Origin of the sequence: Amycolatopsis sp. FDAARGOS 1241, assembly GCF_016889705.1 — a bacterium.
Lineage (GTDB): Bacteria > Actinomycetota > Actinomycetes > Mycobacteriales > Pseudonocardiaceae > Amycolatopsis.
Genome location: NZ_CP069526.1, coordinates 2,803,408 through 2,815,923 on the forward strand (window position 1 = coordinate 2,803,408; position 12,516 = coordinate 2,815,923).

Below are 12,516 nucleotides of genomic sequence, written 5' to 3' on the forward strand. Positions count from 1 at the left end.
GACAGGCTTTCGCGGCGGAGTGCGATTGGATCAACCGCGCGAAGTCTGGGCGCAGGTCAGCCAGCCGTGTCGGCGGCGGTTGGCGAGTCTGCGCGGCGGCTTGGTTGTGGCCGACTTTCGCGGCGTAGTGCGATTGAACCGCGGGAAATCTGGGCGCAGGTCGGCCAGCCGTGTCCGCGACCATCGCCCAGCAGGCACAGCAGCCCAGCCGAGGGCCGGCTTCCGTGGACTGCATGGAAGCATGAACAGGGAACCCGCCCCGACTAGACCGGGCGATCGCCGTCACAGGCCGCCCCTCAACCCTCTGCCAGCGCCGCCAAAACCTCTTCCCCGTATTTCGCCAACTTCGCCTCGCCGACGCCGTTCACGGTCCCCAGCTGATCCAGCGACGTCGGCTGCTCGGCGGCGATCTGCCGCAACGTTGCGTCGTGGAAGATCACGTACGCGGGTACTCCCTGGGCCTTCGCGGTGGTGGCGCGCCAGGTGCGGAGCCGTTCGAACACGGGCGCGGCCGCGGGGGAGAGCTCGACCGGGGCGGTGGCGGTGTTGCGGCGGGAGGTGCGGGCCGCGCGGGCGGGGCGGTCCGGTTCGCGGCGGAGGGAGACCTGGCGGGAGCCGTTGAGCACCGAGGTGCTGCCTTCGGTCAGGACGAGAGAGCCGTAGTCGCCCTCGACGGCGAGGAGGTTCTGGGCGAGGAGCTGGCGGACGACGGCGCGCCACTCCTGGTCGCGCAGTTCGGTGCCGATGCCGAAGGTCTTGAGCGTGTCGTGCTGGAACTGGGTGACCTTGGGCGTCGTCTTGCCGAGGAGGATGTCGACGATCTGGCCGGCGCCGAACTTCTGGCGGCGCTCGTTGCGCAGGCGCACGACCGTGGACAGCAACTTCTGGGCGGGAATGGTGCCGTCCCAGCTTTCGGGCGGGGCGAGGCACGTGTCGCAGTTGCCGCACGGCTGGCCGGTCTGGCCGAAGTAGGCGAGGATCTGCGTGCGGCGGCACTCGACGGTCTCGCACAGCGCCAGCATGGCGTTCAGGTGCGTGGCCTGCCGGCGCCGGTGCGCGTGGTCGCCCTCGCCGTTTTCGATCATCTTCCGTTGCTGCATCACGTCTTGCAGCCCGTAGGCCAGCCACGCAGTGGACGGCAGGCCGTCGCGGCCGGCGCGGCCCGTTTCCTGGTAGTAACCCTCCACGGACTTCGGCAGGTCGAGGTGCGCGACGAACCGCACATCCGGTTTGTCGATGCCCATGCCGAACGCGATGGTGGCCACCACGACCAGCCCGTCCTCGCGCAGGAACCGCGCCTGGTTCTGCGCGCGGGTGCGCTTGTCGAGCCCTGCGTGGTACGGCAGTGCGGTGATCCCGTTCTGCACCAGGAACTCCGCCGTCTTCTCCACCGACGCGCGCGACAGGCAGTACACGATCCCCGCGTCGCCCTGGTGCTCGGTGCGGATCAGCTCCAGCAGCTGCTTCTGCGGCGAGTTCTTCGGCACGATGCGGTACTGGATGTTCGGCCGGTCGAAGCTCGCGACGAAGTGGCGCGCGCCGCCGAGCCCCAGCCGTGCCGAGATCTCCTCGTGCGTCGCCTCGGTGGCCGTGGCGGTGAGCGCGATGCGCGGCACGTCGGGCCAGCGCTCGTGCAGCGACGACAGCATGAGGTAGTCGGGCCGGAAGTCGTGGCCCCACTGCGACACGCAGTGCGCCTCGTCGATCGCGAACAGCGCGATCTTCCCGCGGTCGAGCAGCCGCACGGTCGACTCGACCGAAAGCCGTTCCGGTGCCAGGTACAGCAGGTCGAGCTCGCCCGCGACGAACGCCTCCTCCACCCGCTGGCGCTCGCCGAAATCCTGCGTGGAGTTGAGGAACCCCGCGCGCACGCCGAGGTTGCGCAACGCGTCGACCTGGTCCTGCATCAACGCGATCAGCGGCGAGATCACCACGCCGACCCCGGGCCGCACCAGCGCCGGGATCTGGTAGCAGAGCGACTTCCCGCCGCCGGTGGGCATGAGCACGAGCGCGTCGCCGCCGGAAATCACGTGCTCGACGATCTCCGCTTGGTCGCCGCGGAACGCGTCGTAGCCGAACACGCGGTGCAGGGTTTCGAGAGCGGGGGAACGCCCGTCCGGGTCGGGGTGAGCCACCCGGCCGATTCTAGGCCGCGGGGCCGACAGCGCGGGCCCACCCCGCGCGCCTCGGCGCGTTTCCGGCCTGAGTGTCCCGCTCGCGCCGCCGGTGTCACGGGGTGTGATCCCCGCCCCGCCGGCGCGTGGCGGCGCACCCGCGGGCGCAGAATGGCGGGGTGGACTTCGCGATCACCGACCTCGCCGCGCACTTCACCGGCACCTGGCGGTTCTCGCGCGACATCGTGGCCACCGACGGCGAGCCGATGGGCCAGGTCAGCGGCACGGTCACGTTCACCCCGGGCGACGGCGCGCTCGTCTACCACGAGACGGGCGAACTGCACCTGCCCGGCTACACCGGTCCCGTCACGCGCACGCTGCTCTACCACCCCGACGGGGCCCGCGCCGCCGTGCACTTCGACCACGGCGGGTTCTTCCACGACGTCGACCTCACCACCGGACGCTGGAGCACCGACCACCCCTGCCGCGACGACCTCTACCACGGTGAGTACCGGCTGTTCGACGCCGACCACTGGCTCCAGAAGTGGGCCGTCGCCGGCCCGACGAAGGACCACGTGATCACCACCCGCTTCACCCGCGCCTGACCCCGGAAGGGCGCCGATGCGCATCGACCGCCTCGACCACCTCGTGCTCACCGTCGCCGACGTGGGCGCCGCCGTGGAGTTCTACACGCGGGTGCCGGGCATGGCCGAAGTGACGTTCAAGGGCGGGCGCACAGCGCCGGCGTTCGGGCGCAGCAAGATCACCCTCCACGAGGCCGGCCACGAGTTCGAACCCAAGGCGCTGCACCCCACACCGGGCAGCGCCGACCTGTGCTTCATCACCGAAGACCCGCTCGACGACGTGGTCGCGCAGCTGCGCGCTGCGGGCGTGGCCGTCGAGGAGGGGCCGGTCGAACGGACCGGCGCCACCGGGCCGATCCTGAGCGGCTACTTCCGTGATCCCGACCGGAACCTCATCGAGGTCAGCAACTCCCTCGCTTGAGCTCAGCGCCGCCGGTTGCGCACGATCAGCAGCAGCACCGCGAGCGCGGCGACGATGCACGCCACGGTGAGCAGCGTGCCTGCCCACGCGGGGATGGGCACGCCCGCGATGTTATCGAACCCGGGCAGGACGCGGAGTGCGCCGGAGTCGATCCGCACGGTGTCCTCCCGTCCGCGGGGTGTCACGCCGCTTGCCGAAAACCGTACCTCATCCGGCGGTACCGGCACGGCCACTCGGCCCAAAGCCCCGCGGCGGCGGCGTTTCCGGCGTTTCGTCCACCGGCGGGCGGGCATTCAGCACGCGCGGGGGGCGGCAGATCCGTGAAGGAGTTCGTGCGATGCCCACTTGGCTCATCGTCGTCATCGTCGTGGCCGCCGTCGTGGTGGTCGGCGCCGTCGCGTGGCTGGTCGTGCAGGAGGTGCGCCGCAAGCGGCTGCAGCGGCAGTTCGGTCCCGAGTACGCCCGCGCGGTGCGGGAGAACGAAAGTCCCCGTGCGGCACAACGGGAGCTCGCCGAACGCGAGCGGCGCCACCGCGACCTCGACATCCGTCCGCTCTCCGTGTCGGCGCGCGAGCGCTACGCCCAGCACTGGACGCTGATCCAGGAGAAGTTCGTCGACCGGCCCGCGGGCGCCCTCGACGAGGCCGACGACCTGCTGGTCGCCGTGATGGCCGAGCGCGGCTATCCGACCGAAGGGTACGACCAGCAGCTGTCCGATCTGTCCGTGCGGCACTCCCGCACCCTCGAGCACTACCGCGCGGCGCACGAAACCCACCGGCGCCACGCCGAAACGGCACTGTCCACTGAGGAACTGCGTGCGGCGATGGTGCACTACCGAACCGTGTTCGAGGACCTGCTGACCGACGGCGCCGAAGATCGCCACCCGGAACCCGCCCGCCGTGGCGGCCCGGAGCGCACCGAGGAGAGCTGACATGACCGACCACCTCACCACCGCGGACGTCGCCGGCGTCGCCCGAAGCAATCGGTCCGAAGTGGACGATACCGCCGCGGGCTCCGGACCCGGCTCCGCTCCGGGCGGGCCCGAAGCCCCGCCGCTGTTCGAACGCGATGACGTGACGCGCTTGCGCACCCGCTGGCAGGAGGTGCAGACCGGCTTCGTCGACGACCCGCGCCGCGCGGTGCACGAGGCCGACGAGCTCGTCGCGGCCGTGATCAGCTCCCTCTCCGAAACGTTCGCCCGGCACAAGGGCGAACTGGAAGCCCAGTGGCGCGAGGGGGAACCGGCGACGGAGGAGCTGCGCATCGCGCTGCGCCGCTACCGGTCGTTCTTCGACCAGCTGCTCGGGACGTGAGCGGCGGATTGTCGGTTTCCGCCTGCTCCCCGGTCGAGCCGCGAAGGAATTCGGACGCAGCGCGCCGTTTGCGTGCGGCATGATCGGGGTAGCAGGCAGAGACAACCCGAGGAGGACAACGGATGAACGTGGCCGATCTGCTCGTGGACGGCTTCGGCCGGATCCAGGAGGTCGTGCACCAGTCGGTCGACGGGCTCACCGGCGACCAGCTCACGGCGCGCCCCGGGCCGGACGCCAACTCCATCGCCTGGCTGGTGTGGCACCTCACGCGGGTGCAGGACGACCACGTGGCCGACGTCGCGGGCACCGAGCAGATCTGGACCGCGCACGACTGGCACCGCCGTTTCGGCCTGCCGTTCCCGCCCGCCGACACCGGCTACGCGCACAGCAGCGCGGACGTCGCGGCCGTGCAGGTCGACGACCCGAAGCTGCTCACCGGTTACTACGACGCCGTGCACGAGCACACCGTCGCGTGGGTCGGCGGCCTCGGCGGTTCGGCGCTCGACCGCGTCGTCGACGACGGCTGGGACCCGCCCGTGACGCTCGGGGTGCGCCTGATCAGCGTGCTCTCCGACGACCTGCAGCACGCCGGGCAGGCCGCCTACGTCCGCGGGCTCCTGCTCGGCTGAGGTCGCCGCTGTTTCAGTCGTCGTACCCGTCCGCGCGGTGGTCCGGAAGCCGTTGTGGCCCGGGTCCTCGGCGGCCGAGCTGGTCACCGGGGTTCGCGAGCCGGCACTTCGTGAGCGACATGCAGCCGCAGCCGATGCAATCGGTGAGCTGGTCGCGCAGCTGCTCCAGCCGGCGGATGCGCTCGTCGAGGTCCTCGCGCCAGCGGTGGGAGATGCGGGCCCAGTCGGCGCGGGTGGGTGTGCGGTCGTCGGGCAGCAGGCCGAGGACCTCGCGGATCTGCGACAGCGGCATGCCGACCCGCTGCGACATCCGGATGAACGTGACGCGCCGCAAGGTGTCCCGGCGGTAGCGGCGCTGGTTGCCCGCCGTGCGGCGGCTCCGGATCAGGTTCTCGTCCTCGTAGAACCGCAAGGCCGAGGCCGGCACGCCGCTACGGCGCGCCAGCTCGCCCACGGTCAGCTCGGGCAGCTCCGTCTTCGCCATGCGGCGAGAGTAGCTTGACTTCAAGGGAGCTTGAAGTTCGAGACTCGGTCCCGTGCGGGGCACCCGGTCCCGCCGGGAACTTCGAGGAGAACAACCGTGTCGTCAGCTCCCGTCCGGGTGGCCGTGATCGTCGGCAGTGTCCGGGAAGGACGGTTCGCGCCCACCGTCACGCGCTGGTTCACCGGCGAAGCCACCGCGCACGGCGGGTTCGAGGTGGACGTGGTCGACGTCGCCGACCTGCCGCTGCCGATGGCCTTCCCGGCCTTCGGCACCGAACCCCGGCCGGAGGTCGGGCAGCTCGCCGCCCGGCTGGCGGCGGCCGGGGCGTTCGTGGTGATCACCCCCGAGTACAACCACAGCTACCCGGCTTCGCTGAAGAACGCCGTCGACTGGTTCCGCGCGGAGTGGCAGGCGAAACCGGTCGCCTTCGTCGCCTACGGCGGGCTTTCCGGCGGGCTGCGCGCGGTGGAACACCTGCGGCCGGTCTTCGCCGAGCTGCACGCCGTGACCATCCGCGAAACCGTGAGCTTCCACGGGGCCCACGGCCGGTTCGACTCGTCCGGTGCGCCGGTGGATCCGGAGGGTACCGGACAGGCGGCGAAGAAGCTGCTCGACCAGCTGGAGTGGTGGGCCCGGTCGCTGACCGAGGCACGGGCAGTCCGGGTCTATCCCGCGTGAGTGTCCATTGACGACTTGCGGTCGTCGGCGTGGTCCGGCCGTAGATCGTCGGGGCTGGGTGGATTGTTGCGGTGGCGGTGGGGGTCGTGTGGCTCGTCGCGCCTGGCGGCGCGATGTTGCGCTGGGGTTTGCCCGCACCCCGGATCCGAGGATGGTGACGGGGCTGCGGATCGGGGTGCAGCGCGGGGTCCGGGTGGACGTTCGGTGGGCGTCCGTGGCGGTGTCGTGGGTGGTGGTGGGATCGCCTGCCGGGGTGCGGGCTGGATCGGGGGTGTTGTCGGGGCTGTTTCGTAGGTGGGTCGGGCGCCTCGGTGCCGGGCTTCAGAAGGTGCACGTGGTGGGGCCGAAGGTGAAGTCCGGGGTGGTGACGGTGATGCCGCGGGCGTCCGTGGGGTGGTCGGTGGCTGAGAGGGCCGCGACGGTGGTGCAGACGATTTGGTCCAGGCCCAGTTGGATGGTTTTCACGGAGTACGGCACGGTCACCGTGGCGGGGGTGGTGGAGGTGTCGACGGTGGCGGAGGCCGTGCCGGTGGGCAGGAGGGAGCAGAGGCCGCTCTTCTGCTCGACCGGGGTGGGGCCGAGGAAGAGTTCGGCGAGGGCCAGCTCGGGGGTGACGGGGCTGCCCCAGTGGCGCACGACCGGGGTGAGCCGGCCGTCGACGGCGAAGTAGAGGGTGAGCTGGCGGTCGGCGTCCGGGCCGGCGGCCTGAGGAGCGGGGCCGGCGGGGATGACGGGGGTGGGCTGGATGCCGCACGCCGTCGTGAGCAGGGCCAGGCTTCCCGGCGATCGGCCTGCGACGCGGGCCGCCGCGCGGCCTTACCAATCCGACCATAAGCAGGCGGACACCCCACCGGACGTTACTGAGTGTGCCAACGGTTTCCGTCGTGACTGGGGTCGGATCGGTAACGAGCAGCACAGTAGGGTCGGGCTGTGTACGCGAAGCTGGCCGAAGACCTGGCCGACCTGCCCGCCCTCCTCGACGCAGCCCGGGAACAGGCGGGTGAGCTGCTGGCCGGCCTCGCCGACCGGCCGGTGGCCGTGCCGCCGCCCACGGGGTTCGCCCCCTCGGCGGTGCCAGAGGACGGCGTCGGCGCGAAAGCGGCGCTGGCCGAGTTCGCCCGCCGCTGGGCTCCCGGGTTCGCGGCGAGCGCCGGGCCGCGGTACCTGGGCTTCGTGACGGGCGGAGCGACGCCCGCGGCGGTCGCGGGCGACTGGCTCACGGCCGCGGCCGACCAGAACCCCGTGTCGTCACTGGACTCTTCGGCCTCCGACCTCGAGCGCGAGACGGCCGCGTGGCTCGCGCAGCTGTTCGGGCTGGGGCCGGAGTTCAGCGGGGCCTTCGTGTCCGGGGCGACGATGTCCAATCTGGTCGGTCTGGCGATCGGCCGCGAGTGGGTCGGCGAACAGCTCGGGATCACGGTCGCCGACGCCGGTGTGGCGGCACTGGGCCCGGTCGCGGTCGTGAGCGGTGCGCCGCATTCGAGTGTGCTCAAGGCGATGGCGGTACTGGGGCTGGGGCGCTCGGCGGTGAAGCGCGTGGCGCTGCAGCCCGAGCGCGAAGCCGCGGATCTCGCCGACCTCGAACAGCAGCTGGCCGACCTGGGCGGTCGGCCGGCGATCGTCGTCGCGAACGCGGGCACGGTCGACACCGTCGACTTCGACGACCTGCGCGCGATCGCCGCGCTCAAGGCGAAGTACCCGTTCTGGCTGCACGTCGACGCGGCGTTCGGCGGGTTCGCCGCGCTGTCGCCCGAGCACGCCGCGCTCGTCGACGGGCTCGCGCTCGCCGACTCCGTCTGCGTGGACCTGCACAAGTGGCTCAACGTGCCCTACGACTCCGCGATCCAGTTCAGCCGCCGCCTCGACCTGCAGGTGCGCGTGTTCCAGAACGCCGCCGCGTATCTCGGCCACCCGGGCGAGAACCCGGCCTTCGTGCACCGCACGCCCGAATCGTCGCGGCGGCTGCGGGCGCTCGCGGCGTGGTGCACGCTCGCCGCGTACGGGCGCTCGGGACACCGGGAGATCGTCGAACGCTGCGTGGCCCACGCGCGTGACCTCGGCGAGCGGCTCTCCGCGACGTCGCAGTGGCGGCTGCTCGCGCCCGTGCGCCTCAACGTCGTGTGCTTCACCCTCGCCGAAAACCCGACGCAGGACCGGATCGACGCCGTGGTGCGCGCCGTCGCGGCCGGGGGCGAGACCTTCGTGACGCCGACGGTCTACGCGGGCGTGCCGGCGCTGCGGGCGGCGTTCAGCAACTGGCGCACCGCGCGCGAAGACGTCGACCGGGTCTTCGCCGCGCTCGTCACGGGTTCCGGCGCGGCTTGATCCGCACGTTCGGCAGCACGGGCGCGGGCAGCCGCGCCGGTGCGCCGGGCACCTCGGGGATCGCGCCGAACTGCGGCGACTCCGCCTGCCACGCCTCGCGGTAGGCCACGATCTCCTCGTGTGTGCGCCCGACGAAGTTCCACCACATCACGATCTCCTCGCCGAACGGCGGCCCGCCGAGCAGCATCGCGCGGGCCGGGCCGTCGCCGGAGTTGATGAGCTCCAGCGTTGCGCGGCCGGTGCCGAGGTACCCGAGGTCGGCCGCCGGCAGCGGCGTGCCGGCGAAGGTGACGCTGCCGGTGTCCACGAGCAGGCCGTGTTCGAACTCCGGGTCGACGTCCAGGGAAACGGTGGCACCGGGCTCGAGCACCAACTCGGCACCGAGTAGCGGCGTGAAGGTCTTGACCGGCGAGGTCTCGCCGGCCAGCGAGCCGAGGAAGACGCGTGCGGTGGCTCCGCCGAGGTCGGTCGCCGGCGGGGCGTAGTGCTGGAAGTCGCGGCCGGCGTGGCGGTGCGCGTCGGGCAGGGCGACCCACAGCTGCACGCCGTGCAGGGACTTCGTCTCCGGCGTCGACACCTCCGAATGACAGATGCCGTGGCCGCCGGTCATGAGGTTCAGCTCGCCGGGCCGGATCACCGCGTGCGAGCCGAGGCTGTCGCGGTGCTCGATCTCGCCGGCGAAGAGCCAGCTCACCGTCTGCAGCCCGGTGTGCGGGTGCGACCCGACGGACATGCCGCCGGTGACGGCGGGGTCGGCCGGGCCGTAGTGGTCGGCGAAGCACCAGGCGCCGATGAGCGAACGCTTGCGCTGCGGCAGCGTGCGGCGCACCTTCATCGCGCGCGGCCCGCCTAGGGGCACGTCGCGCGCCGTGAGCACCTCGACCCCGGCGAGCCCGGTCGGCGCGGGGTCCCCGCAGTCCAGGACGGGTGGCTCGGTCTCGACGTTGCTCATCGTGGTGCCTTCCGCTCGGGCGATGTCCTCACCGGAAACCTTAGTCCGAAGGGGATCGTGCGGCGGTTCAGTCCTTCGAGTCCGGCGTCGCCTCGTGGCCCGGCAGCCCCGCCGTGCGGTTCTCGCGTTTGAGCCGCGCCTCGGCGAGGTGCGGGATGCCACGCGTGAGCTCGCGGACGCGCATCTCGTGGTCGCGGAAGGGGGAGTAGTAGGTCGCGTCGTACTCCTCCACCACCTGGAACGTCCACCGGCCGTGCAGCACGTTGCGGCCGAGGAGCTGCTCGGCGAGCCGGTCGGCGTGCTCGCGGTGGCCGGCCGCGCGCAGCTGGTCGATGCCGTGCGCGAGCTTCTCGTCGGCGGAGCCCGTGAGCTGGTGGAACGCGTAGAGGTGGCCGCGCGCGACCTCCACGGTCTCCAGGGCCTCGGTGATCTTGCCCACCGCCGCCAGTGTCGCGCGGTCGGGTTCGAGGAGCTCGGCCGCGGCGTCGTCGAGCCGGAGGTCGGGTTTCGAGTCTGGGTCCATACCGGGCGAGATACCCCGCGAATCGCCCTCCGTCACGCCCGCGGGCCGCTAGAGTCGCGCCGCATGGGGACCTCTCACGACGTGAAAGTGGCCAACGGGCGCGTGCTGCGCGCGCACGACAGCGGCCGGGGTGAAAGCCTCACCGTGCTCTGGCACCACGGCACCCCGCAGACGGGCGCGCTGCTGGAGCCCGTCCTGGCGGCCGCGGACGCGCGCGGCATCCGCGTGGTGTCCTACGGCCGGCCTGGCTACGGCGGGTCGACGGTCACCCCCGGACGCACGGTCGGTGCCGCGGCCGAGGACGTCCGATGCGTCGCCGACGCACTCGGGCTCGACCGGTTCGCGGTCGCCGGCGCTTCGGGCGGCGGGTCGCACGCGCTTGCCTGCGCCGCGCTGCTGCCGGACCGCGTCACGGCGGCCGCGACGCTGGCCGCGGTCGCGCCGTACACCGAGGAATTCGACTGGTTCGCCGGCATGGCCGACCCGGCCTCCCTGCGCGCGGCGCGCGAGGGCCGCGAAGCGCGGCTGGCCCACGCCGCGACGCACGACTTCAACCCGGCGAGTTTCGTGGCCCCCGACTGGGCCGCGTTGGAGGGCGCGTGGGGACCGCTCGGTACCGACGCGGGCGCGGCCGGAGCCGCCGGTCCCGACGGCGAAGTGGACGACGACGTCGCGTACGTCTCCCCGTGGGGCTTCGCACTCGCGGACGTGCGCACGCCGGTGCTGCTCGGGCAGGGCAGCGCCGACCGCGTGATCCCCGAGGCGCACGTCCACCACCTGTTCGCCCACCTGCCCGACGCGCAGCTGTGGCTGCGCCCGCGCGACGGCCACATCTCGATCCTCACCGCGCTGCCGGTGGTGTTCGACTGGCTGCTGGACGCCGCGCGCTGAATCCCGGGGGCCTCACGAGGCTGCGAGGGCCTGCTCCAGCTCCGCGCGCTTCATCTTGGAGCGGCCCTTGATCTCCCGTTCCTTCGCCAGCTCGTCGAGCTCGGCCTTCGTGAGATCGGCGAGCTTGGGCCCGGCGTCCTTCTTGCCACTGTCTTTCTTGGCAGTGTGCTTCTCGGCACTGTCCTTCTTGGCAGTGTCCTTCTTGGCAGTGTGCTTCTCGGCACTGTCCTTCTTGGCACTGTCCCTCTTGCCGCTGTCTTGCTGGCCACGCCGCTTGCCGCTGCCCTTCACGCTGCGCTGCAACGCCTCGAACAGGTCCACGACCTTCGTCGGCTCGGCGGCCTCGGCCGCGGGCGTGATCTCGTTGCCCTTGCGTTTGGCGTCGATCAGCTCGTGGACGCGGTCGGTGTAGGTGTCGCGGTAGTCCTCGGGCCGCCAGTCCTCGGTCATCGCGTCGATGAGGTTCACGGCCATGTCGAACTCCTTGCCGCGTGCGGCGGCCTTGTCCGGCAGGTCGGGCAGCTCCTTGTCCTTCTGCCGCAGGTCCGCGGCGAAGTGCAGGGTGTCGAGCAGCATCACCCCGTCCCCGGCGCGCACGAGCGCCAGGTACTCGCGCCCGCGCAGCACGAACTTCGCGACACCCGCCTTGTCCGTCTCCGCCATCGCGGCCAGCAGCAGCGAGTACGGCTTGTCGTAGTCGGAGTTCGCGGGCGCGAGCCAGTAGGTGCGGTCGAAGAACATCGGGTCGATGTCGGCGAGGTCGGCGAACGCCTCCACGTCGAGCGATTTGCTGCGCCCGGGCGCGATGTCGTCCAGCTCCTGCTGCTCGACCAGCACGTAGTCGCCGTCGCCGAGGTCGTAGCCCTTGACGATGTCGGCGAAGTCGACCTCGTCACCGGTCCGCTCGTTCACCCGGCGGTAGCGGATGCGATCGCTCGTGCCACGCTCGAACTGCCGGAAGTGCACGGTGTGGTCCTCGATCGCGCTGTAGAGCCGCACCGGCACCGTCACCAGGCCGAGCGTGAGGGAACCACTCCAGACGGGTCGTTTCGGGGCCATGGCGCACTCCTCTCGTGACCCTTCGGGTACCCGGTTTCCGCCCGCGTGACGCGTCAGGCCAGCCGGCCGAGCAGCTCCTCGTGGTTGCCGGCGCGGCGCAGCTTGCGCGGGTCGGGGCGGCCGAACGAGTGGTCGCTGTCGCGCAGCGCGGTCAGGAACCGCGCGACGGCCTCGGGTTCGGCGAGCACGTCGTCGTGCTCCAGGTAGGCCAGCACGATCAGGTCCTCACCACACGACGCCTCGATCGCGGCGGACCACCTGTGCACCTCGTCCCACAGCAGCGCCAGGTCGCGGTCGGGGAAGCGCTCGAGGCGCCGGTCCAGCGCCACGTAGGCCGACACCGGGACGTCGAGGTCCACCGTGCAGGACTCCAGCCCGACTCCGGCCGCCGCCGCGACCCGGGCGAGGTAACCGCGCAACGCGCGATCGAATCCGTGGTCCACACCGAGGTCCGCATCCACGAAGCTGGTCACCGGGCACCTGCACTTTCGCCGGGAGGAGGGGATCGCCCTGAGAGGCGAGCACGGGCTACCCACTCCGGCG

The 12,516-nt window shown here is 71.8% G+C and carries 16 protein-coding genes; 8 read left to right on the forward strand and 8 right to left on the reverse strand.

What is annotated here, in order from left to right; translation table 11 throughout:
- Window positions 1–296 precede the first annotated feature (296 nt).
- Window positions 297–2,135, reverse strand: coding sequence for a DNA helicase RecQ (gene recQ, locus I6J71_RS13885; protein ID WP_204095090.1), 1,839 nt, complete (start codon window positions 2,133–2,135; stop codon window positions 297–299).
- 158 nt (window positions 2,136–2,293) lie between these two features.
- Between recQ and I6J71_RS13890 the strand changes: the two genes are divergently transcribed.
- Both I6J71_RS13890 and I6J71_RS13895 read left to right on the forward strand, forming a co-directional pair.
- Window positions 2,294–2,719 carry a DUF6314 family protein gene (locus tag I6J71_RS13890; RefSeq protein ID WP_204095091.1) on the forward strand — a complete coding sequence of 142 codons (426 nt, stop codon included), beginning with the start codon at window positions 2,294–2,296 and terminating at the stop codon, window positions 2,717–2,719.
- 16 nt (window positions 2,720–2,735) lie between these two features.
- A complete protein-coding gene (locus I6J71_RS13895; protein ID WP_204095092.1) occupies window positions 2,736–3,119 on the forward strand; it encodes a VOC family protein in 384 nt (127 codons plus the stop codon).
- 2 nt (window positions 3,120–3,121) lie between these two features.
- Here I6J71_RS13895 and I6J71_RS13900 read toward each other — a convergent pair whose 3' ends face one another.
- On the reverse strand, window positions 3,122–3,277 hold the full coding sequence (locus tag I6J71_RS13900; RefSeq protein WP_204095093.1) for a hypothetical protein: 156 nt from the start codon (window positions 3,275–3,277) through the stop codon (window positions 3,122–3,124).
- A 179-nt stretch (window positions 3,278–3,456) separates the two neighbouring features.
- Here I6J71_RS13900 and I6J71_RS13905 point away from each other — a divergent pair, with 179 nt between their 5' ends.
- The 3 genes from I6J71_RS13905 (at window position 3,457) to I6J71_RS13915 (ending at window position 5,061) form a co-directional block, all read left to right on the forward strand.
- Complete coding sequence (locus I6J71_RS13905) at window positions 3,457–4,050, forward strand: hypothetical protein (RefSeq protein WP_204095094.1); 594 nt, start codon at window positions 3,457–3,459, stop codon at window positions 4,048–4,050.
- A gap of 1 nt (window position 4,051) precedes the next feature.
- Window positions 4,052–4,432 carry a hypothetical protein gene (locus I6J71_RS13910; protein ID WP_239154794.1) on the forward strand — a complete coding sequence of 127 codons (381 nt, stop codon included), beginning with the start codon at window positions 4,052–4,054 and terminating at the stop codon, window positions 4,430–4,432.
- A 122-nt stretch (window positions 4,433–4,554) separates the two neighbouring features.
- The gene (locus I6J71_RS13915; RefSeq protein WP_204095095.1) at window positions 4,555–5,061 is read left to right on the forward strand and encodes a DUF664 domain-containing protein; all 507 of its coding nucleotides are present in this window, start codon (window positions 4,555–4,557) and stop codon (window positions 5,059–5,061) included.
- Window positions 5,062–5,074: 13 nt separating this feature from the next.
- Here I6J71_RS13915 and soxR read toward each other — a convergent pair whose 3' ends face one another.
- A complete protein-coding gene (soxR, locus tag I6J71_RS13920; protein WP_204095096.1) occupies window positions 5,075–5,545 on the reverse strand; it encodes a redox-sensitive transcriptional activator SoxR in 471 nt (156 codons plus the stop codon).
- Between the two features lie 96 nt (window positions 5,546–5,641).
- Here soxR and I6J71_RS13925 point away from each other — a divergent pair, with 96 nt between their 5' ends.
- The gene (locus I6J71_RS13925; protein ID WP_204095097.1) at window positions 5,642–6,223 is read left to right on the forward strand and encodes an NADPH-dependent FMN reductase; all 582 of its coding nucleotides are present in this window, start codon (window positions 5,642–5,644) and stop codon (window positions 6,221–6,223) included.
- A gap of 321 nt (window positions 6,224–6,544) precedes the next feature.
- Here I6J71_RS13925 and I6J71_RS13930 read toward each other — a convergent pair whose 3' ends face one another.
- Complete coding sequence (locus I6J71_RS13930) at window positions 6,545–6,859, reverse strand: hypothetical protein (protein ID WP_239154796.1); 315 nt, start codon at window positions 6,857–6,859, stop codon at window positions 6,545–6,547.
- A gap of 294 nt (window positions 6,860–7,153) precedes the next feature.
- On the opposite strand from I6J71_RS13930, the gene I6J71_RS13935 reads away from it, so the two are divergent.
- Complete coding sequence (locus I6J71_RS13935; RefSeq protein WP_204095098.1) at window positions 7,154–8,548, forward strand: pyridoxal-dependent decarboxylase; 1,395 nt, start codon at window positions 7,154–7,156, stop codon at window positions 8,546–8,548.
- On the opposite strand, the gene I6J71_RS13940 is transcribed toward I6J71_RS13935, so the two are convergent.
- Both I6J71_RS13940 and I6J71_RS13945 read right to left on the reverse strand, forming a co-directional pair.
- Window positions 8,526–9,500: a pirin family protein gene (locus I6J71_RS13940; RefSeq protein ID WP_204095099.1), complete on the reverse strand. Its 975-nt coding sequence runs from the start codon at window positions 9,498–9,500 to the stop codon at window positions 8,526–8,528. The genes I6J71_RS13935 and I6J71_RS13940 overlap by 23 nt on opposite strands.
- A gap of 67 nt (window positions 9,501–9,567) precedes the next feature.
- Window positions 9,568–10,023, reverse strand: a complete 456-nt coding sequence (locus tag I6J71_RS13945) for a hypothetical protein (protein ID WP_204095100.1) — start codon at window positions 10,021–10,023, stop codon at window positions 9,568–9,570.
- 63 nt (window positions 10,024–10,086) lie between these two features.
- Between I6J71_RS13945 and I6J71_RS13950 the strand changes: the two genes are divergently transcribed.
- Complete coding sequence (locus I6J71_RS13950; protein WP_204095101.1) at window positions 10,087–10,914, forward strand: alpha/beta fold hydrolase; 828 nt, start codon at window positions 10,087–10,089, stop codon at window positions 10,912–10,914.
- A gap of 12 nt (window positions 10,915–10,926) precedes the next feature.
- On the opposite strand, the gene I6J71_RS13955 is transcribed toward I6J71_RS13950, so the two are convergent.
- Together I6J71_RS13955 and I6J71_RS13960 are read right to left on the reverse strand one after the other, a co-directional pair.
- Window positions 10,927–11,973 (reverse strand): Ku protein, encoded by a 1,047-nt coding sequence (locus I6J71_RS13955; RefSeq protein ID WP_204095102.1) that lies wholly within the window; start codon window positions 11,971–11,973, stop codon window positions 10,927–10,929.
- A 53-nt stretch (window positions 11,974–12,026) separates the two neighbouring features.
- Window positions 12,027–12,446: a DUF6292 family protein gene (locus I6J71_RS13960; protein ID WP_204095103.1), complete on the reverse strand. Its 420-nt coding sequence runs from the start codon at window positions 12,444–12,446 to the stop codon at window positions 12,027–12,029.
- Between the last annotated feature and the right edge of the window lie 70 nt (window positions 12,447–12,516).

What these genes read in the sequence shown, in the direction of transcription:
- I6J71_RS13895 (WP_204095092.1), top strand. Translation starts at nt 2,736, where the DNA reads ATGCGCATCGACCGCCTCGACCACCTCGTGCTCACCGTCGCCGACGTG.
- I6J71_RS13905 (WP_204095094.1), top strand. Translation starts at nt 3,457, where the DNA reads ATGCCCACTTGGCTCATCGTCGTCATCGTCGTGGCCGCCGTCGTGGTG.
- I6J71_RS13910 (WP_239154794.1), top strand. Translation starts at nt 4,052, where the DNA reads ATGACCGACCACCTCACCACCGCGGACGTCGCCGGCGTCGCCCGAAGC.
- I6J71_RS13915 (WP_204095095.1), top strand. Translation starts at nt 4,555, where the DNA reads ATGAACGTGGCCGATCTGCTCGTGGACGGCTTCGGCCGGATCCAGGAG.
- soxR (WP_204095096.1), bottom strand. Translation starts at nt 5,545, where the DNA reads ATGGCGAAGACGGAGCTGCCCGAGCTGACCGTGGGCGAGCTGGCGCGC.
- I6J71_RS13940 (WP_204095099.1), bottom strand. Translation starts at nt 9,500, where the DNA reads ATGAGCAACGTCGAGACCGAGCCACCCGTCCTGGACTGCGGGGACCCC.
- I6J71_RS13945 (WP_204095100.1), bottom strand. Translation starts at nt 10,023, where the DNA reads ATGGACCCAGACTCGAAACCCGACCTCCGGCTCGACGACGCCGCGGCC.
- I6J71_RS13950 (WP_204095101.1), top strand. Translation starts at nt 10,087, where the DNA reads ATGGGGACCTCTCACGACGTGAAAGTGGCCAACGGGCGCGTGCTGCGC.
- I6J71_RS13955 (WP_204095102.1), bottom strand. Translation starts at nt 11,973, where the DNA reads ATGGCCCCGAAACGACCCGTCTGGAGTGGTTCCCTCACGCTCGGCCTG.